Raw genomic sequence first — 20,085 nt, forward strand, 5'->3', positions numbered from 1 at the left:
CAGATTCTAACACTGAATAAACGATGGAAACAAAAGTAACCTCTTCGGAAATAAGGCGCCATCCACAAAAATTTGAAGAACAATTTTCGTGGATGGCGTCTTATTTCTCGAGGGGAAACATTTCTGTCTCTAACTCTTTTCGCGCTAATTTATAGGAGCTGAACCCCTGTAGATCAAACTCAGCCCACAACTATTATTACACTAAAAACGTATCTTACTTTCGAGCAGATAGTGCCATCTCGATTGTTCGATCAGCTAGTATCGACTGCGCATCGATCACAGGATAAGGATTATCGGAGGCAACTTCTTGCATCAAAGACAATTCTGTACAGCCTAAGATGATCTTTTCACACGCCAAGCGTTGAACAACTTCTTCTAGAATCTCAAAATAAAGTTCTTTATTCAACCGATCCGCTTCTTTGATTTCATGATAAATCAAGTAGTTCACTTTTTCTTGTAGTTCTTGGTCAGGAATCACCACGTCAAAACCTAATGCTTTGATCTCTTTTTCGTAAACACCGGCAAGAATACTTCCTTGAGTTGCTAAAACAGCTACTTTACCCGTTGTTTTTTGACGGACAAGCTCTTTTGCCGCTTCTCGTGGCATATGCAAAATCGGAATCGTCGTCTCTGCCTGTAAGTCATCAAAAAAGTAATGAGCTGTATTACAAGTCAAAACAATGAAATTCGGTTGTAGTAAATTTTGTTTTTTGACATCCTCTACTAAATAAGGGACAGGATTTTCTTTCGTTTGATCCAAAATGTAGGCCGTTCGATCAGGAACTGTCGCATGATTGAACAATACATAGTTCAAGTAATCCTGATCTTTGGCAGCTTTGACACGATGATTGATCAAGCGGACAAAGCTTTCCGTTGCCATCGTTCCCATCCCACCTAAGATACTGAAAAAATTCTCCATGAACTAGCCTTCTTTCGAATGAAAGTATTTTTTAAATCTTGGAATATAGTTTCGGAACATATAAGTCATCAATACCCAGCGTTTAAGTGAGTGATCTTTCTCATAAAACACAGTCGTTCCATAGCGTTTTTCTTTGATCAACTGCAAGGCACGTTGTTTTTGTTCGTTCTCTTTGGCATAAGTCAAAAAGACTTTTTTAGGCACGCCAAGCCATAGCTTCGCTTGGTCTGATTGGTTCGTTCCGTAGGTCGTTTGCACGAACGGCACACCAAAGACACGGTCTTCTGTTAGAAAACGTGCTAAATTCAGGCCATTGAGCGTAACAAAGAAACTACTTCTTCCTTGACGAAGATTGATCTCAAATAATTTATATTCGCCATCTCGTGGGTCATACTTCATGTCAAAGTTTGCAAAGCCAGTGTACTCGATTTTTTCTAGAAATGCTTTGATCGTTTGGTAGATCTTCTCGTTATAGTCAGGCATGATCACGACATAGTTTCCGATAGACGCTGGTGTTGGGTCTTCAAGTAATGGATGTCCTAGACACATCATTCGTACTTGATGCTGGTCATCAACGTAGGCATTCAAGACCCGCATATTGCTGTCATCCCCAGGAATAAAGTCTTGTGCGATCATTTCGCTCGTATAGCCCGCTTCATAGATCCGACCTAGCATCAAATCAAATTCCTCGCGATTATCAATAATAAACGCTTTTTTTCGTCCCTCAAATTGGACAGATAAATATTCCACACTATTTGCCGGTTTTAGTGCTACAGGAAAATTGAAAGGTAACTCTTGTTCTAAGCGGCCATTGTTCAACATTTCTTTTCGAATGATCAATGTTTTGGGATAAGGTAACTGATATTCTTCACATATCTCATAAAAACTCACTTTATTCACTAATCGCTCGAAAAGTGAATAATCGATATAAGGACATATAAAAGTTTCAGACAGCTCCTCTTTATGCTGAGAAATCAACTCAGCATATCCGTCGCCACAAGCTATCAGTAAATATTTTTTATTTTTATCCGTATATTTTTCTTTTGCTAAACGTCTCATCGTCTCTATAAAGACCGGATCTTGATCAAATCCTGGAATCACTTCAACGTTTACGATTTTGCTATAGCGGGTAGGCGCTAATTGATTCGACGCATAGGATTGACAAACTGTGCCATATGCCTCGTGAAATGAACGGGCCATACCATAAACGTTCATATCGCTACCTAATAAAATAGGGATAAATTCATTTTTTTCATTACTGTTCATCATTATCTCTCACTAACTTAATAATCTCTTGTTTTTTCTTTTACAATTACACAAGGAATATCATACCATAAAGAAAAAAGCAATCAAAGGAATCTCCTCCGATTGCTCAATTCTTTTTTGAACGGATTGAACTTATAGGAAGTTTTTATCTATACCAATAAGTGTAGAAAGAACTACCATATAAAATATTCTAGAATACTCATGAAAAGAAAACAATACATATTGTATTCTTTTAATATTTTTTTAACTATCATCATCACTTTTATTATTTTTCCATGATTTTTTTCAAATAATGTCCTGTATAGCTTTCTTTGACTTTCACTAATTCCTCTGGTGTACCAGTCGCTAGGATCGTACCGCCACCTTCGCCACCTTCAGGTCCTAGATCGATCAAATGATCCGCTGTTTTGATGACGTCTAAATTGTGTTCAATGACTAACACAGTATTCCCTGCATCAACCAATCGTTGCAAAACATGCAATAAACGAGCAATGTCATCAGTGTGAAGCCCTGTAGTCGGCTCATCTAAAATATAAAAATTCTTCCCATTAGAAATTTTGTGCAGTTCACTCGCAAGTTTCATTCGTTGCGCTTCTCCACCGGACAATGTCGTTGCTGGTTGTCCCATCGTGACATACCCTAAACCAACATCAACGATCGTTTGTAGTTTTCGATGGATCTTAGGGATCGGTTGGAAAAACTCAACGGCATCTTCAACCGTCATCTCTAAGATATCCGCAATACTTTTTCCTTTGTAATGAACTTCTAGTGTTTCTGAGTTATAACGTTTCCCATGACAGACTTCGCATGGGACATATACATCTGGTAAGAAATGCATTTCGATTTTGATGATCCCATCCCCGCGGCAAGCTTCACAGCGTCCACCTTTCACATTGAAGCTGAAACGTCCTTTTTTATAGCCACGCATCTTCGCTTCATTGGTTTGAGCAAACAGATCACGGATATCATCAAAGACACTCGTATAAGTCGCCGGATTACTTCTTGGTGTCCGACCAATCGGGCTTTGATCGATATCAATGATTTTTTCGATTCCTTCATAACCAGTTATCGTTTTGAACTTTCCTGGTTTAGCTGAATTACGATTGATTTTTTGTGCTAATGCCTTCTTCAAGATACTGTTCACAAGCGTACTTTTCCCTGAACCAGAGACTCCAGTGACCGCCACGAACTCACCCAAAGGAAACTCGACGGACACGTTTTTCAAGTTGTTTTCTGTCGCACCTGTGATCTTGATCGCTTTTCCTGTACCTTTTCGTCTTGTTTCAGGAACAGGGATCGATTTTTTGCCAGACAGATATTGTCCGGTCAATGAATGTTTATCCTTCGCAACTTGAGCTGGCGTTCCAGCAGAAACGATCTCGCCACCTTGATGTCCCGCACCAGGCCCAACATCGATCAAATAATCAGCTGCACGCATCGTATCTTCATCATGTTCCACAACCACTAAGGTATTGCCAAGATCACGCATTTTCTTCAATGAACCGATCAAGCGATCATTGTCCCGTTGATGCAAGCCAATGGAAGGCTCATCTAAGATATAAAGAACTCCCGATAGATTTGAACCGATTTGTGTGGCTAAACGAATCCGTTGCGCTTCTCCACCTGATAAAGTGCCCGAAGCACGACTAAGTGTCAAATAATCAAGACCTACATTTTCTAAAAATGACAAACGATCATTGACTTCTTTTAGAATCGGACGAGCGATGACTTTTTCTTGCTCTGATAACGTTAGATTTTCAAAAAATTCAACGGCATGTTGGATCGACAACTCATTCGTCTGACCAATATTTGTACCATTGATCTGTACGGATAAAGCTTGTGGATTCAATCGGTAACCGTCACAAGTCTTACACGTCAATTCTGTCATGTAAAGACGCATTTGTTCTCTCGTAAAATCGCTGTTCGTATCATGGTAGCGACGTTTGATATTGGTCATCACCCCTTCAAATGACGTTTCAACATCTCTCACTCCGCCAAAATCATTTTCGTAGTGGAAATGGAAGGGCTCTGAGGTACCATTCAACACGATTTCTTGATGTTCAATAGGTAAGTCTTCAAATGGTGTATCCATATCGATGCCATAACTTTCGCAAGCTTGAGCCAGCATTTGTGGATAATATTGCGAACTGATGGGATTCCAAGGGATGATTGCTCCTTCGTTCAATGTTTTTGTTTTATCTGGGATCACTAGATCGATATCGACTTCTAATTTGACACCCAAACCATCACAATCCGGACATGCGCCAAATGGTGCATTGAAAGAAAATAAGCGCGGTTCTAATTCTCCCACTGTAAACCCACAGTACGGACACGCATAATGTTCGCTAAAGAGCATTTCTTCTTCCCCGATCACATCAATCAGTACATAGCCATCCGCTAAACGAAGCGCTGCTTCGATAGAGTCGAATAAACGAGAGCGGACGCCTTCTTTGACCACGATTCGGTCAATCACGATCGCGATATCGTGTTTTTTATTTTTCTCTAATTCAGGTACTTCGCTAACGTCATAGGTTTCTCCGTCTACACGAACACGAACATACCCTTCTTTTTGGACACGTTCAAATACTTTTTTGTGTTGTCCTTTTTTCTTTACCACGATCGGTGCTAAAATTTGGATCTTCGTCCGATCAGGCAGTTCTAGCACTTTGTCCACCATTTGTTCGACGGATTGACTGGTGATCTCGATATGGTCATTTGGACAGATCGGATGACCGACCCGAGCAAACAACAAACGTAAATAATCATTGATCTCTGTGACTGTCCCTACGGTAGAACGAGGGTTTTTACTGGTTGTTTTTTGATCGATCGAGATTGCTGGGCTAAGTCCATCAATACTATCGACATCCGGTTTATCCATTTGCCCCAAAAATTGACGGGCATACGCAGATAAACTTTCGACATATCGGCGTTGTCCCTCTGCGTATAATGTGTCAAAAGCAAGTGAACTTTTCCCTGAACCGGATAATCCGGTGACGACCACGAATTTATCACGTGGGATCGTCACATCGATATTCTTCAAATTGTGCGCTCTTGCGCCATGAATAATAATTTTATCGTTAGCCATGTTTACCCCCTACTCAGATGCTTTTAATTCAAGAATCATATCACGCACATTGGCTGCGGTCTCGAAATCCAATGCTTTCGCTGCATCTTTCATTTCTTTTTCTAGTTTCATCAATAGTGTTGCTTTTTCTTCTCTTGTCATCTCTTCATAAGAAACTTGTACCGTTTCTTTTGCATCATCTTCTGACTCTTTCGTAATCGAGATCAAGTCTCGGATTTCTTTGATGATCGTTTTCGGAACGATACCATGTTCCTCATTGTATTGTTGCTGGATACTACGACGTCTTGACGTTTCGTCCATGGCCAAACGCATAGAATCAGTGACTCTGTCCGCATACATGATGACTTTACCTTCTGAGTTACGTGCCGCACGTCCGATAGTTTGGACTAACGAACGTTCACTTCGTAAGAACCCTTCTTTATCGGCATCTAAAATAGCAACTAACGATACTTCAGGGACATCTAATCCTTCACGTAGTAAGTTGATACCAACTAATACATCGAACTCACCTAAACGAAGGTCGCGAATGATCTCTGTTCGTTCTAATGTTTTGATATCACTATGCAAGTATTTCACTTTGATCCCTAGCTCTTTGAAGTAATCGGTCAAGTCTTCTGACATCTTTTTCGTCAACGTGGTCACGAACACCCGTTGATCTTTTTCGACCCGTTCATTGATTTCACCTACTAGATCATCGATTTGACCCATGATCGGTCGTACTTCGATGACTGGGTCTAATAATCCTGTTGGTCGAATGATTTGTTGGACCACTGTATCTGTTTGTTCGTACTCATAAGGTCCCGGAGTAGCAGAAACATAGACGATCTGATTGACATGTTTCTCAAATTCTTCTAGACGTAAAGGACGGTTATCTAGTGCAGATGGCAAGCGAAAGCCATAATCGACTAGCATTTGTTTTCTCGCACGGTCTCCGTTATACATTCCACGGATCTGTGGCATCGTCACATGAGATTCATCAATGACCATCAGCGCATCCTCAGGGAAGAAATCTAATAACGTATAAGGCGGTTCGCCTTCTTTACGACCATCCATATGACGTGAATAGTTTTCGATCCCAGAAGTATAGCCCATCTCTAACATCATCTCGATGTCATAGTTCGTCCGTTGTTCTAAGCGTTGCGCCTCTAGTAATTTGTTCTCATTACGTAACACAGTCAAGCGTTGTTCCAGTTCTGCTTTGATATTTGCGACCGCATGTTCCATATGATCGTCATCGGTCACAAAGTGAGTGGCTGGGAAAATAGCGACGTGTTCTGTTTCGCCTAATACTTCACCTGTCAACGCATTCACTTCACGGATTCTTTCGACCTCATCACCAAAAAATTCCACGCGTAATGCTCGCTCATCACGTGAAGCTGGAAAGATCTCCACGACATCACCACGCACTCGAAAACGACCGCGCTGAAAATCAATATCGTTTCGCTCAAATTGGATGCTGACTAGATCTCGGATCAATTGATTACGGTCCATCTCCGCACCTTGTCTGATCGACACGACTTGTTTTTGATATTCGAATGGTGAACCTAATCCAAAAATACAAGAAACCGAAGCAATCACGATCACGTCATTTCGTTCTAACAATGAACTTGTGGCGGAATGACGCAATTTATCGATTTCATCGTTGACACTTGAATCTTTTTCAATGTACGTATCACTCGAAGGTACATAGGCTTCTGGTTGATAATAATCATAGTAAGAAACAAAATATTCGACCGCATTATTCGGAAAGAACTCTTTGAATTCCCCATATAATTGGCCAGCTAGTGTCTTATTATGTGCAATGATCAAAGTTGGTTTATTTACTTTTTCGATCAAATTAGATATCGTATAGGTTTTCCCTGTTCCGGTCGCACCTAATAAAATCTGCGCTTTTTTACCCTCATTTACACCTTCGACCAACTGCTTGATCGCTTCTGGTTGATCGCCGGCTGGTTGGTATTTTGACACCAACTCAAAATGACGGGAGGTATCTCTTTCAATCATTGTTCGTCCTCCTTTTCGTTCATTCCTTCTCTCATTTCATCAAAAAAAAGAAAAGGAAAGCAAAGGCATTCCTTGTTCTTCTATTATATCACGGCGAACATACTTTCGCCAATTGAAAGTTTCAGATCTTAAAGGTCATCTCTTCCTTTTATCGTATGTCATATTTTCTTACATACCATGTAACAAACCGCTACTTTTTTGAATTATTTTTTCTTGGAATCTTGTGTTAGGAATATCTTTTCGCCTATAATAGTTAAATATTGGAAATTATCGAAATTTATATAGGAGGTTATTTATGAAAAAAAGAAACAGGTTACAGACATTCCTTTTCATAATGACAGGACTTGTTACATTCGCTCTGCACACGCCTGTGCAAGCTGATGAGACGCAATCGACTACAGCAACTAGCGAGACAATGCAAAAAATAGAACCTAAAAAAGACGTTTATGTGATTGCAAGTGATTCGGCCTTCGCTCCATTCGAGTATCAAAATGCGGATGGCGAATATGTGGGGATCGATGTCAGCTTAATGGAAGCTATATCAGAAATGCATGGGTTCAATATCCGCATGGACTTCCGCGGTTTCTCTGCTGCGTTACAAGCATTGGAATCTGGACAAGCAGATGGAATGATCGCGGGGATGACGATTACCGATGAACGTAAAAAAACGTTTGATTTTTCAGACCCTTATTTCCAAAGTGGTATCCAAATCGCAGTCAAAAAAGGCAATACTTCGATCAAGTCTTATGAAGACTTAGATGGAAAAACAGTCGGTGCGAAAGTCGGTACCGAAAGTGCAGATTTCTTGGTCGCTAACCAAGAGAAATATGGCTACGAAATCAAATATTTCGATGCTGCAGATCAGCTATATGACAGTTTGAGAGTCGGAGCAATTGACGCAATGATGGATGACTATCCAGTAATCGGTTATGCGATCAAAAATGGTCAGGAATTAGAAACGCCGATCGAACGAGAAACTGGTGGCTCTTATGGTTTCGCAGTGAAAAAAGGAGAAAATCCTGAATTATTACAAATGTTCAACGAAGGATTAAAAGAATTAAAACGAACAGGTCAATATGACGAGATCATCAATCAATACATCTCTACAGACGAAAGTGCAGCAGCACCAGCTGTTGATGAATCGACATTGACTGGCTTGATCCAAAACAATTACAAAGCGCTATTGAAAGGCTTATGGCAAACGATCCTATTAACCTTGATTTCATTTGCACTAGCTTTAGTTGTCGGCGTAATCTTCGGTCTTTTCAGTGTTGCACCGATCCGCGCCTTACGAACAGTTGCCAGCATCTATGTAGATATCATTCGTGGAATCCCGATGATGGTACTTGCTTTCTTCATCTTTTTCGGTCTACCAAGTATCGTCGGCTTTACGATTCCTGACTTTATTGCAGGGATCATCACATTGACCTTGAACGCGAGTGCCTATATCGCCGAAATCGTACGCGGCGGGATCAACGCTGTTCCTACAGGACAAATGGAAGCTTCACGAAGTTTAGGTCTGTCTTATAACCGTACGATGCAAAAAATCATTTTACCACAAGCATTTAAAATCATGATTCCATCGTTTGTCAACCAATTCGTGATCTCATTGAAAGATACGACGATCATTTCAGCGATCGGTGTGGTCGAGTTGTTACAAACTGGACGAATCATCGTTGCTCGGACCACTCAAAGTACGTATGTTTACTTGATCATCGCAGTAATGTACTTGATCTTGATCACTGCATTGACGAAATTCGCGAAAGTTTTAGAAAAGAAGGTGAAATAAGATGACAGAAAAAATCTTAGTCGAACATCTTGTAAAAAAATATGGAGACAACACTGTCTTGAACGACATCAACGTGTCGATCAATGAAGGCGATGTTGTTTGTGTGATCGGACCTTCTGGTTCAGGTAAAAGTACTTTTTTACGTTGTTTGAACCGTTTAGAAGATCCGACATCCGGTGATATCATCATTGATGGTGCTCATTTGATGGATAAAAACACAGATATCAACTTAGTAAGACAACATATTGGCATGGTATTCCAGCATTTCAATCTTTTCCCACATCTTTCTGTGTTGGAAAACATCGTTTTAGCACCGATGGATCTAAAGAAACTCTCTCGTGAGGAAGCAGAGAAAAAAGCAATCAAATTATTAGAAACCGTTGGCTTAGAAGACAAAAAAGATATGTACCCAGATAACTTATCTGGTGGACAAAAACAACGGGTTGCTATCGCTCGTGCATTAGCTATGAATCCCGATATCATGCTCTTTGATGAACCTACTTCAGCCTTGGACCCAGAAATGGTCGGCGATGTATTGAATGTCATGAAAAAATTAGCGAAACAAGGAATGACTATGGTCATCGTGACACATGAAATGGGCTTTGCTAAAGAAGTCGCTAACCGTGTCATGTTTATAGATGGCGGCAACTTCCTTGAAGATGGCACACCACAACAAATCTTTGAAAATCCGCAAAATGAGCGAACGAAAGATTTCTTGGATAAAGTATTAGATATCTGATCGACTAAAAAAAGCCTCTAAGAACGTCTGGAAAAACCAAGCGTCCTTAGGGGCTTTTTACTATTGATTTTTAACGAATGTTACATGATCCACCGATACCCATCCTTGCGCTTTTGTATCAACATAAATGCCAATCTCACTCGTGCCGGAAGTAACCGGGATATCTTTGATCGTTACCTTCGTCCACTCGACACTTTTAGTGATCGAAGCCTTCAGTTCTTTCCCACCATGATTTTTGACATACACCTGACTAGTGGTCAAATCGCCGCCTGCCATAGTATAAGCAGTTAATGTGTAGGTTCCCTTGCTTAATCCATTAACCGTTTGATATATCGACATTTGATACGCTTGATCATCCCAAAAGGTTGCTTTATACGTTCCGGAAAACCCACCAGTTTCAGTTTTCAATGTATCGATTGCTGCGCCATTGCCTCGCCACACCGACCAATTGGACGGTGCGTTCGTGAAACCGTCATTTTCAAAACTAGGATTTTTCAGAAGATTTTGCTGTCTCCCTGCTTCTTGAAATGCCTTTAAGCTAGGAAGTGCTTGCCCATTGAAATCAAACATCGCTTGGTTGTCCCACTCATTGCCTGTTTGAGATTGTACGCCTAAATAGTTCATTCCAGCAGCTGTTGCCCAAGAGACATTGCCGTTATACCATAGAGGTTCCCAGTAGAAGAATCCGTTTCCTTTCTCATTTGGTACGGTTTGGATACGGGTCACCAAATCATTCAAATATTCTCTTTGACCTGCTGGTGTTGCCGCATAGCCTCCTGCAATTTCCTGTTCAGGCCCAAAAGCATTGGGCATACTATCCGCATTGGCAGTTGTGTGTCCATACGCAGTCTCAACCACATTGACTTCTTTATCATATCTGGCACTGATCGTGTTCATTGTCGTTTGCAAGGCATTCATCGAGCCATGCCAATAAGGATAATAGGACAGGCCGATCAAATCGTAATCTACCCCACGTTTTGTAATCTCATCAAACCACCAAGTAAAGACATCTGTATCTCCACCATCAGCTAAATGTAGCATGATTGGCGTGTCGACTGGTTGTGTTTCTTTTACTCCCCGAATCCCAGACTTCAAGAAAGTGGCTAATCGATCAAACTCGCCACCACCTTCACCCCATGACTTCCCATAAGGCCAAAGCATGCCGCTGTTCAATTCATTGCCTATCTGGACCATATCAGGATATACGCCATTGTTTTTCATTTCTGTCAATACACTTTTCGTATAACCGTATAAGGCTGCATCAAGTTGCTCTAAGCTAAAGTTTTCCCATGCTTTCGGTAGGTTTTGTTTGCCAGGGTCCACCCAGAAATCACTATAATGAAAATCAAGTAACACTTTCAATCCTAGGTTTTTCGCACGTTTCGCCAAAGCAATCGTTGTTTTCAAATCATTCGTGCCTGCACCATATGAATTCCCTTGATCATCATAAGGATCTTGCCATAATCGCAAACGAACATAGTTGACGCCATTGTTCTTTAGAATCTGTAATGCATCTTTTTTCACACCATTTTCGTAATATCCTGCACCAGATTTTTCCATATCTGCTAATATCGAGATATCTGCTCCTCGTATCAATTCCTTTGCCTCCACTTGCCTCGAACCTAATGCCACACTGACTAATGAAACAAATAATCCGACAACCAACACTCGCCAACCTTTTACTTTGTTCATTTAACGATCTCTCCTTTGATTTAAAATTGATCTAAAACAAACCGAACAGCTTTCTCAGGATCTCTTGTCAAACCAATGTATTCTGCACCTTTTGTGGCAACCAATTTAATCCCTAAACGATCTGTGTCTTCCTTGATATCCTCATAGTAAGATTGGACTTGCGGCGCCAAGACGATCATATCAAAGTCTTCCATCATCTCGTAATGAGAACCATAAGCACCTGCTAAAGCACTGATTGGTGCATCAAATTCTTTTGCTCCTTCTTTCAAGGCATTTGCAAGCATCGCACTTGTACCTGCACCTGCGCATAAAACTAATACATTGATTTCTTTACCTGAATCAGCCAAAGAACTCGCTTCTGTTGCCAATCCTTCATTCGCCGGAATCGTCACAGTCACTTTTGTTTCGTTTTCTTGCATGGCTACTTGTTCTGCTTGTCGTGCTTCTTGCTCGACTAACGTTGCATCATACGCCTTACAGAATGGGAAGTAGATTGCAAAGTCGACGAGAATCAAGACGGCGGCTAATACAAACGCCAAAACCCCCATGCCGGTTCCTAAGACTAGTCCAATCGGCGCTGGCGTTGCCCAAGGTAAGACATACATGAAACTATTCATTCCAAATACATCAACAAAAAACTTGAACAAGCAAACGTTTACAATCGGTGTCAATAAAAACGGAACAAAGAAATACGGATTCAAAATCATCGGTGCCGCAAACAACAACGGCTCATTCACAGCAAAGCTGACTGGAATAACTGAAGCTTTACCGACAGCTTTTAACTGTTTGGATTTTGCAAACAGCAAAAAGATAAACGGAACGACTAAAGTCGCACCTGTTCCACCCATCGTTCCGACAAAATTTCCTAAACCAACAGTCAATACATGTGAAGCTTGTTCCCCAGAATTAAACAGTTGTAAATTGGTTTCGACATTCGCATAAATGATCGCTGCAATCGCTGGTTCAACAATCGATGGGCCATGCACACCAACAAACCAGAAAAATGCCATAGCACCCCAGATCACGGCTATCCCCAAATAGCCATCTGCTGCTGTAAATAGCGGTTGTAATAAAGTGATGATAGCCTCTGCAAAAGAGATACCAAAAAGACTACGTGCAGCTAAGTCGACCAAAACGGCGGCAAAGACCGAAAATGAAAATGGAAAAATATCGCGGAACGTTTGAGAAATCGTTCCTGGTACCTCTTTTGGCATCTTGATCGTAATATCTTTTCGTACACAAAACTTATAAATGTTTACAGTAATAAATGCAGCGATGAACGATGCAAGTAATCCTTTCGTCCCCATATATTCCGTTGAAAAACCACCTTCGATCGGTGAGACACTCAACAATAAGAAACTAACTAAAGAAGCAAGCATCACCGATGTGGTATTGATGATTTTATTTTTCGGCATTCTCCGATTCATCGATTCAGCTAAACAACGTGCAGTCGTTGTAGAAACTAATATGCCCACGACCCCCATCGAATAATTGTAGATTTTCCATAACCAGGTCGATACTCCTTCTGGCCATTGAAAACCAAAAATCTCAGGAACTGCCGCAATCAAAATAAAGATACTTGAAAATAAAATTGCAGGCATAGCCGTCAAGAATCCATCTCTGACCGCACCTAAGTATATATTACGTGAGATTTTTTCAAAGATCGGTTTGCCTTTTTCAATTTGCTTGATGATCCCATTCATGCTTTTCACTCCTAGTGATTATTTGTTTTTATATAACTCAATGAAATCTTGGATCAAATCTCTTAGCAATAAAGTAGTCATCAAGTGATCTTGTCCATGGATAAAAATAAATCCCATATCCATATCTTTTCCTGAAGCTTCTTCTGCTAAGATCTTTGTTTGTGAATTATGGGCTAATGTCAAATTCTCATCTGCATCCTTCAAGGCTTCTTCCACACGATCAAATTTCCCTTGACGTACTTCTCTTAATAATGTGAGTAACGTACTACGTGCATCCCCTGAATAAGCCACGATCTCAAAACCTAACATTTGCAATTCTTCTTTATTCATCTTCCATTCCTCCAACTTAAATGATTGTTTTTGTTTCACTGACGAATTTGTACCAATAGGCGGACTCTTTAGGGTAACGTTTTTGTGTTTCGAAATCGACATAGAAGAGTCCGTATCGTTTGTTGTAACCATTTGACCAAGAGAACAAATCCATTAACGACCATAGGAAATAGCCTTTCACGTTGACTCCAGCAGATATAGCTTGGCTCAATGATTCTAAATAAACTTTCAAATATTTGATCCGTGGTTGGTCCATGATCACACCATCATCGAACTGATCTTTGAATCCCATCCCATTTTCAGTGATGTAGATTTTATTGTAGTGGGGATAATCTTCCTTGATACGTAACAATAGATCATATAACCCTTCTGGATAGATCAACCAGTCCCAATCCGTTCGAGGGATTCCTTCTTTATAGATCCGTTCCCCAATTCCTTTTACTTTATAAACAGAAGTTCCTTTGTCCCCTGTGCCATTATGATGAATTGCATTCTCTCCATGATACGCTTTGACAAAGTGGCATTGATAATGGTTGATCCCCAAGTAATCATTACGATGTGAGGCACGCTTCATCTCCGCCAGATCCTCTTCAGGAAACTCATAGCTTGCGTCGTTCGCTTCACAAATCTCAGCAAGTGCTGACAATGTTTCATCAGAGTAATATCCTAAATAAGTGGCATCTAAGAGAAAACGGATCGACAACGCATCATCTAAGAATGCTGCATGTTGATCTTCCAAAGCGTCCGATGCAGGATATTTCGTTTCCAAGGAATGAACCACACCAATTTCACCGGCGTATCCCTCGTCCTTGAACAAGTTCACCACTCTTGCGTGCGCATACATCATGTTATGCAAACAAGCAATGATTTTGGTAAAATCATAGGTGATTCCTGGTGGGAAAATCCCTAATAAATATTGATTCGTTGCCACTGGATAAATCTCGTTGAAGGTACTCCAGTAGCGCACTTCTTTAAATTCTTCAAAGCAAAATTTTGCATATGCAACAAATGCTTCTATATTGTCTCTATTTAAAAAATCACCTTGATCAAATAAAACTTTCGGAGTATCAAAATGATGGAGCGTCACAAAAGGAAGTACACCATGTTTCTCACAAGCTGCAAAGACCTTATGGTAAAATGCCACACCCTCTTCATTGACTTTCCCAGTTCCATCAGGAAAAATACGACTCCACGCAATGGATAAACGTAACCCATTCACACCAAACTTCTCACATAATTCAATATCTTTTTCATATTGATGATAGAAATCACTTGCCGGATCAGGACTGAATCTTCCTTGTTTCTCTAAAAACTCGTCCCAAGCAACTTCACCTTTTCCGCCTTCTTTTGTTGCACCTTCTACTTGGTATGCCGCTGTTGCTCCGCCAAAAATAAAATCTTCTGGTAATTTCAGCATCTCTTCCCCTACCTTCTTGTCTACTAATTTATATAACAACACGAATTGTAATCGCATTCAAAACATTTGTCAACAAAAACAAACAAATTCAATCAATAAATTGCATTTATTTGAAATAAAAGTGGCAATTGTTTGTTTAGGTTGATTATTTTTGTTTGTACATGTTTGTTTTTGTTGACCTCCATTCTATTCTATGGTAGATTATTTGTGAATTGGGAGTGATTAGATGTTAAAAAGAGAGCGCTTACTAACAATTAGTGAGATGGTGAATAAAAAAGGAATTTTAACGGTCAGTGAGATCATCGAACAATTGAATGTCTCTGATATGACCGTTCGTCGAGATTTGGATGAGCTAGAAAAGTCAGGAAAATTATTGCGTATCCATGGCGGGGCCCAAAGTCTTACCTATACCCTCGACCAAGAATTATCACATACAGAAAAATCAGTCATGCAAATCAAAGAAAAGCAACAGATTGCAGCAACTGCTGCACAGTTGATCAATGAAGGTGATACAGTCTTTTTGGGCCCAGGCACGACGATCGAGTTATTAGCTTCTCACTTGATCCACAGAAAACTACGGATCATTACGAATAATTACGCCGTTTTTGAAGTGTTAGCCCAAGCAGAAGTTCCCGAAATTTTGTTGATCGGTGGCGATTTTCGAAAAAACACTGGTGCATTTGTCGGCCCCATCACCAACGATAACCTCAGAAAACTGAAGTTCACCAAATCTTTTATCAGCGCTAACGGTGTGCATAATGAAGCAATCTCAACCTATAGTACTGAAGAAGGCGAAGCCCAACAAATTGCATTGAACCATTCGAAAAATAAATACTTATTAGTGGATCACCAAAAATTTAATCGCGATGACTTTTATATCTTTTATCAATTACATGATTTCGATTTATTGATTACTGATCCACACATCAAGTCACATGTGAAAGATCATTATTCGCAATATGTCCAAATAAAATTAGCGGAATCGCTAGAAAATGAACTTTAGGAGTGAACGTATGAAAGGAATTATTTTTGATTTTAACGGGACGATGTTCCAAGACTCCCATTTACATGAAGCAGCTTGGGTCCAAATGATCCATCATTATTCTAAAAAAGAGCTTTCTGATGAAGACATTGTTAAAAATATCCATGGACGTACCAATAGCGAGATATTGAATTATTTTATCTCACCTACTCTATCTAAGAAAGAAGTCGAGAAACTATCAAACGAGAAAGAGGCATATTATCGCACTCTTTGCTTAGAAAAACCGGATGATTTAGTGCTTACGCAGGGATTGATCGGTACTTTGGATATATTGAAAGAGGAGGATTTCCCGATCACGATCGCTACAGCGACAGTCAAAGATAACGTTGAATTTTATTTCGAGATTTTCGATTTAGCACGATGGTTTGAATTTGATCAAGTCGTTTACGATGATAATACTTTTCCAGGTAAACCACAACCTGATATCTTTATCAAAGCTGCCCAAAAATTGGCTCTTGAACCAAAAGACTGCTTGGTCATTGAAGATGCTTATTCTGGACTTTTAGCAGCCAAGCGTGCAAATATCGGTACGATCATCGCCATTGATCCATTTGGAAAAAATCGCCAGTTATTCTCCAATAAAGAACTAAGAAAAGATGGTGTGATAGAGAATTTTGATGATTTCTATCTCAATTTCTTCTCCACTGCAACTTCACCAAAAAAAAGATAGACGTATGATCGTCTATCTTTTTTTGTATTTATTTACGTTTTTTTCCGCCAAACGCATCTTTTACTTTATCAAAAAAACCATCTTCTTGTTGCTCTTGAACATGCATGCCGCCTGCTTTAGCAAACGCACGTAAAGCTTCACGCTGTTCCTCATTAAGGTTTTTAGGTGTAATCAATTTCACACGTACATGTTGGTCCCCTGTAGAACCACCACGTAAACGCGGCGCTCCTTTGCCACGTAAACGGAAGTTCGTTCCCGTTTGCGTACCAGCAGGGATTTTCAATTTGACATCCCCATGAACAGTTGGCACTTGTACTTCATCGCCTAATGCTGCTTGCACGAAGCTTAATGGTAACTCATAATAGATCTCTGAGCCATCGCGATCGAAGATATCACTTTCTTCTACTCGGAAGACCACGTATAAATCTCCGAATGGGCCTCCATTTTCGCCTGCTTCACCTTGTCCTGCTAAGCGCATTTGTTGTCCTTCTTCCACACCGGCTGGTACATTCACTTTGACCGTATGTGCTTTCTTCTCATGACCAGAGCCATGACAAGTTGGACATGGTTCTTTGATTTCTTTCCCAGTGCCTCGACACACATCACAAGTTTGGCGGCTCATCACACGACCAAGTGGCGTTTGACGTTCCACATTGATCGTTCCAGAACCATGACATTTATGACAAGTCATTGGTTGTGTTCCTGGTTTTGCACCATTTCCGCTACACGTGTGACAAATTTCTTCACGATTGTATTTGATTTCTTTTTCTACCCCAAAGATTGCTTCTTCAAAGGATAAATTGACTGTATATTGTAGATCTGATCCTTGACGAGGGGCATTTGGATCAACAGATCTTCCACCACCGCCAAAAAACGAATCAAAAATATCTTCAAATCCACCAAAGCCAGCTCCACCACCGGAGAAGCCGCCAAAGCCACCAAAGCCGCCGCCACCAGCGCCATAATTAGGATCAGTTCCGGCATGTCCGTATTGATCGTAAGCCGCACGTTTTTGTGGATCACTTAAAATCTCATAAGCCTCGGAAACTTCTTTGAATTTTTCATCAGCATCAGGCTCTTTATTGATATCTGGATGGTATTTCTTTGATAACTTTCGATAAGCTTTTTTTATTTCGTCTTCTGAAGCTCCCTTTGATAGCCCCAAGACTTCGTAATAATCACGTTTTGTTGCCATAGGCTTTCCTCCTATTGGTTCTCTTCATTTCCACGTCGTTTGTTATCATATCACACTTTGATCGAAACAAAAACCGGAAATTTCGAAGTATCGACTAAAGAAGAAAAAATCGATCATTGATTTCTATGGCATGAAGAAAAGAAAGCATTTCTCTTCTTGATCCAAAGAAAAATCATAACTGATGACTTGTTACTTTACCCTAGTGATGCTTCTAAACTGTATAAAATAAAGTGATACAAGATTATTCCCTCGGAAATAAGCCGAAGAATCGCGAAAATATGAGAAGCTATTTTCGAATTCTTCGGCTTATTCTAAGCGGGACTTGATCTCTTTAAGTGAAACTAAATGAACTGATTATTTTTTGTCGTCATCGACTTCTTCAAAATCAGCATCTACGACATCATCCGCTCCGCCTTGGGCAGCTTCAGGATTTTCTTGAGCTTGTTGTTGTGCCGCTTGTTCATATAATTTAACTGTCAAGTTTTGCACGATTTCGTTCAACGCATCACGTTTTGTTTTCATTTCTTCGATGTTGTTTGCTTCTACTGCAGCTTTCAACTCGTCACGAGCTGCCTCAGCTTTTTTCACTTCTTCTTCGTCAACTTTACCTTCTAATTCTTTCAAGGTTTTATCAACTGAGAATAGCAATGCATCGACATCGTTACGTAGATCCACTTCTTCTTTACGTGCTTTGTCTGCTTCTGCATTAGATTCAGCATCTTTCACCATACGTTCGATTTCTTCGTCTGTTAGACCTGAAGAAGATTTGATCGTGATTTTTTGTTCTTTTTGTGTACCTAGATCTTTGGCAGATACATTTACGATACCATTTTTATCAATATCGAATGTTACTTCGATTTGAGGGATACCGCGTGGTGCAGCTGGAATATCTGTCAATTGGAAGCGACCTAATGTTTTGTTATCCGCAGCCATTGGGCGTTCCCCTTGTAATACATGGATATCTACCGCAGGTTGGTTATCCGCAGCTGTTGAGAATACTTGTGATTTACTTGTTGGGATTGTTGTATTACGATCGATCAATTTTGTAAATACGCCACCCATCGTTTCGATACCTAATGATAATGGTGTTACGTCTAGTAAAACAACGTCTTTTACATCACCAGTGATCACGCCACCTTGGATTGCCGCACCCATCGCTACAACTTCATCAGGGTTTACTGATTTGTTTGGTTCTTTTCCTGTTTCTTTTCTTACAGCTTCAACAACCGCAGGAATACGCGTTGAACCACCGACTAAAATCACTTCATCGATTTCTGATTGTGACAAACCAGCATCTTTCAATGCTTGACGTACAGGAACTTTCGTACGTTCCACTAAGTCAGCTGTCAATTCATCAAATTTTGCACGAGTCAATGTCATTTCTAAGTGCAATGGACCAGCATCGCCAGCTGTGATAAATGGCAAGCTGATTTGAGTGCTTGAAACACCTGAAAGATCTTTTTTCGCTTTTTCAGCAGCGTCTTTCAAACGTTGTAAAGCCATTTTATCTTGACCTAAATCAATGCCATTTTCTTTTTTGAATTCAGCAACCATATGATCAATGATTTTGTTATCAAAGTCATCTCCACCTAAATGGTTGTCTCCAGCAGTAGATAATACGTCGAATACGCCATCGCCTAATTCAAGGATCGATACGTCGAATGTACCACCACCAAGGTCAAATACTAAGATTTTTTCATCGCGATCTGTTTTGTCTAAACCATAAGCTAGCGCTGCCGCAGTCGGTTCATTGACAATACGCTCTACTTCTAAACCTGCAATTTTACCAGCATCTTTAGTTGCTTGACGTTGTGCGTCGTTGAAGTATGCAGGAACAGTGATAACTGCTTTTTCTACTTTTTCGCCTAAATAATCTTCTGCGAATCCTTTGATGTATTGTAAGATCATTGCAGAGATTTCTTGTGGTGTATATGATTTACCTTCAACATCCACTTTATAACCAGCTTCACCAATATGGCGTTTGATGGAAGAAATCGTATTAGGGTTTGTTACTGCTTGACGTTTTGCTACTTCCCCTACTTGGATCTCCCCATTTTTAAATGACACAACAGAAGGTGTTGTACGGTTTCCTTCTGGGTTTGCAATGATTTTTGCTTCATTTCCTTCTAATACAGCTACTGCTGAGTTTGTAGTACCTAAGTCAATTCCGATAATTTTACTCATAATCAACGTCTCCTTATCTTATTACTAAGTTGTTTGTTTCTATTCCATCA

14 protein-coding genes and 1 pseudogene are annotated in these 20,085 nt (G+C 40.2%); 4 read left to right on the forward strand and 11 right to left on the reverse strand.

Annotated elements, in window-relative coordinates; genetic code table 11:
* Nucleotides 1–214 precede the first annotated feature (214 nt).
* The 4 genes from IGJ39_RS08130 to uvrB form a co-directional block, all read right to left on the reverse strand.
* Entirely contained in the window at nucleotides 215–919 is a 705-nt protein-coding gene (locus IGJ39_RS08130; protein ID WP_019723110.1) for an amino acid racemase, read from the reverse strand.
* Nucleotides 920–922: 3 nt separating this feature from the next.
* Complete coding sequence (locus tag IGJ39_RS08135; protein WP_065096988.1) at nucleotides 923–2,188, reverse strand: D-aspartate ligase; 1,266 nt, start codon at nucleotides 2,186–2,188, stop codon at nucleotides 923–925.
* Between the two features lie 262 nt (nucleotides 2,189–2,450).
* A complete protein-coding gene (gene uvrA / locus IGJ39_RS08140; RefSeq protein WP_065096989.1) occupies nucleotides 2,451–5,270 on the reverse strand; it encodes an excinuclease ABC subunit UvrA in 2,820 nt (939 codons plus the stop codon).
* 9 nt (nucleotides 5,271–5,279) lie between these two features.
* A complete protein-coding gene (gene uvrB, locus IGJ39_RS08145) occupies nucleotides 5,280–7,274 on the reverse strand; it encodes an excinuclease ABC subunit UvrB (RefSeq protein WP_019723722.1) in 1,995 nt (664 codons plus the stop codon).
* A 295-nt stretch (nucleotides 7,275–7,569) separates the two neighbouring features.
* Between uvrB and IGJ39_RS08150 the strand changes: the two genes are divergently transcribed.
* Nucleotides 7,570–9,063, forward strand: coding sequence for an amino acid ABC transporter substrate-binding protein/permease (locus IGJ39_RS08150; RefSeq protein ID WP_081277475.1), 1,494 nt, complete (start codon nucleotides 7,570–7,572; stop codon nucleotides 9,061–9,063).
* A 1-nt stretch (nucleotide 9,064) separates the two neighbouring features.
* Nucleotides 9,065–9,802, forward strand: a complete 738-nt coding sequence (locus IGJ39_RS08155; protein ID WP_019723724.1) for an amino acid ABC transporter ATP-binding protein — start codon at nucleotides 9,065–9,067, stop codon at nucleotides 9,800–9,802.
* A gap of 60 nt (nucleotides 9,803–9,862) precedes the next feature.
* Here the strand turns inward: IGJ39_RS08155 and IGJ39_RS08160 are convergent, their stop codons facing one another.
* The 5 genes and pseudogenes from IGJ39_RS08160 to lacG form a co-directional block, all read right to left on the reverse strand.
* Entirely contained in the window at nucleotides 9,863–11,494 is a 1,632-nt protein-coding gene (locus tag IGJ39_RS08160) for a glycoside hydrolase family 53 protein (RefSeq protein WP_065096990.1), read from the reverse strand.
* Nucleotides 11,495–11,514: 20 nt separating this feature from the next.
* Nucleotides 11,515–11,913 carry a lactose/cellobiose PTS transporter subunit IIB gene (locus tag IGJ39_RS08165; protein WP_396349502.1) on the reverse strand — a complete coding sequence of 133 codons (399 nt, stop codon included), beginning with the start codon at nucleotides 11,911–11,913 and terminating at the stop codon, nucleotides 11,515–11,517.
* A pseudogene (locus tag IGJ39_RS08170) lies at nucleotides 11,913–13,197 on the reverse strand (PTS transporter subunit EIIC); the annotation flags it as partial. The gene IGJ39_RS08165 and the pseudogene IGJ39_RS08170, both read right to left, overlap by 1 nt.
* An 18-nt stretch (nucleotides 13,198–13,215) precedes the next feature.
* Nucleotides 13,216–13,527, reverse strand: a complete 312-nt coding sequence (locus IGJ39_RS08175) for a PTS lactose/cellobiose transporter subunit IIA (protein WP_010735223.1) — start codon at nucleotides 13,525–13,527, stop codon at nucleotides 13,216–13,218.
* 16 nt (nucleotides 13,528–13,543) lie between these two features.
* Nucleotides 13,544–14,944: a 6-phospho-beta-galactosidase gene (gene lacG, locus IGJ39_RS08180; RefSeq protein ID WP_065096992.1), complete on the reverse strand. Its 1,401-nt coding sequence runs from the start codon at nucleotides 14,942–14,944 to the stop codon at nucleotides 13,544–13,546.
* 226 nt (nucleotides 14,945–15,170) lie between these two features.
* Here lacG and IGJ39_RS08185 point away from each other — a divergent pair, with 226 nt between their 5' ends.
* The gene (locus IGJ39_RS08185; RefSeq protein ID WP_023519826.1) at nucleotides 15,171–15,947 is read left to right on the forward strand and encodes a DeoR/GlpR family DNA-binding transcription regulator; all 777 of its coding nucleotides are present in this window, start codon (nucleotides 15,171–15,173) and stop codon (nucleotides 15,945–15,947) included.
* Nucleotides 15,948–15,957: 10 nt separating this feature from the next.
* Nucleotides 15,958–16,656: an HAD family hydrolase gene (locus tag IGJ39_RS08190; RefSeq protein ID WP_065096993.1), complete on the forward strand. Its 699-nt coding sequence runs from the start codon at nucleotides 15,958–15,960 to the stop codon at nucleotides 16,654–16,656.
* A 28-nt stretch (nucleotides 16,657–16,684) separates the two neighbouring features.
* Here IGJ39_RS08190 and dnaJ read toward each other — a convergent pair whose 3' ends face one another.
* Both dnaJ and dnaK read right to left on the reverse strand, forming a co-directional pair.
* On the reverse strand, nucleotides 16,685–17,851 hold the full coding sequence (gene dnaJ / locus IGJ39_RS08195; protein WP_438764436.1) for a molecular chaperone DnaJ: 1,167 nt from the start codon (nucleotides 17,849–17,851) through the stop codon (nucleotides 16,685–16,687).
* Nucleotides 17,852–18,205: 354 nt separating this feature from the next.
* Nucleotides 18,206–20,035 carry a molecular chaperone DnaK gene (gene dnaK / locus IGJ39_RS08200; RefSeq protein WP_010735218.1) on the reverse strand — a complete coding sequence of 610 codons (1,830 nt, stop codon included), beginning with the start codon at nucleotides 20,033–20,035 and terminating at the stop codon, nucleotides 18,206–18,208.
* Nucleotides 20,036–20,085 lie beyond the last annotated feature (50 nt).

Origin of the sequence: Enterococcus sp. AZ140 (genome assembly GCF_051714405.1) — a bacterium.
Lineage (GTDB): Bacteria > Bacillota > Bacilli > Lactobacillales > Enterococcaceae > Enterococcus_B > Enterococcus_B pernyi.

Excerpts from the sequence above, each read along its gene's own strand:
- uvrB (WP_019723722.1), bottom strand. The coding sequence starts at position 7,274 with ATGATTGAAAGAGATACCTCCCGTCATTTTGAGTTGGTGTCAAAATAC.
- IGJ39_RS08150 (WP_081277475.1), top strand. The coding sequence starts at position 7,570 with ATGAAAAAAAGAAACAGGTTACAGACATTCCTTTTCATAATGACAGGA.
- IGJ39_RS08165 (WP_396349502.1), bottom strand. The coding sequence starts at position 11,913 with ATGCAAGAAAACGAAACAAAAGTGACTGTGACGATTCCGGCGAATGAA.
- IGJ39_RS08130 (WP_019723110.1), bottom strand. The coding sequence starts at position 919 with ATGGAGAATTTTTTCAGTATCTTAGGTGGGATGGGAACGATGGCAACG.
- IGJ39_RS08185 (WP_023519826.1), top strand. The coding sequence starts at position 15,171 with ATGTTAAAAAGAGAGCGCTTACTAACAATTAGTGAGATGGTGAATAAA.
- IGJ39_RS08175 (WP_010735223.1), bottom strand. The coding sequence starts at position 13,527 with ATGAATAAAGAAGAATTGCAAATGTTAGGTTTTGAGATCGTGGCTTAT.
- lacG (WP_065096992.1), bottom strand. The coding sequence starts at position 14,944 with ATGCTGAAATTACCAGAAGATTTTATTTTTGGCGGAGCAACAGCGGCA.
- uvrA (WP_065096989.1), bottom strand. The coding sequence starts at position 5,270 with ATGGCTAACGATAAAATTATTATTCATGGCGCAAGAGCGCACAATTTG.
- IGJ39_RS08155 (WP_019723724.1), top strand. The coding sequence starts at position 9,065 with ATGACAGAAAAAATCTTAGTCGAACATCTTGTAAAAAAATATGGAGAC.
- dnaK (WP_010735218.1), bottom strand. The coding sequence starts at position 20,035 with ATGAGTAAAATTATCGGAATTGACTTAGGTACTACAAACTCAGCAGTA.
- IGJ39_RS08135 (WP_065096988.1), bottom strand. The coding sequence starts at position 2,188 with ATGATGAACAGTAATGAAAAAAATGAATTTATCCCTATTTTATTAGGT.
- IGJ39_RS08160 (WP_065096990.1), bottom strand. The coding sequence starts at position 11,494 with ATGAACAAAGTAAAAGGTTGGCGAGTGTTGGTTGTCGGATTATTTGTT.
- IGJ39_RS08190 (WP_065096993.1), top strand. The coding sequence starts at position 15,958 with ATGAAAGGAATTATTTTTGATTTTAACGGGACGATGTTCCAAGACTCC.
- dnaJ (WP_438764436.1), bottom strand. The coding sequence starts at position 17,851 with ATGGCAACAAAACGTGATTATTACGAAGTCTTGGGGCTATCAAAGGGA.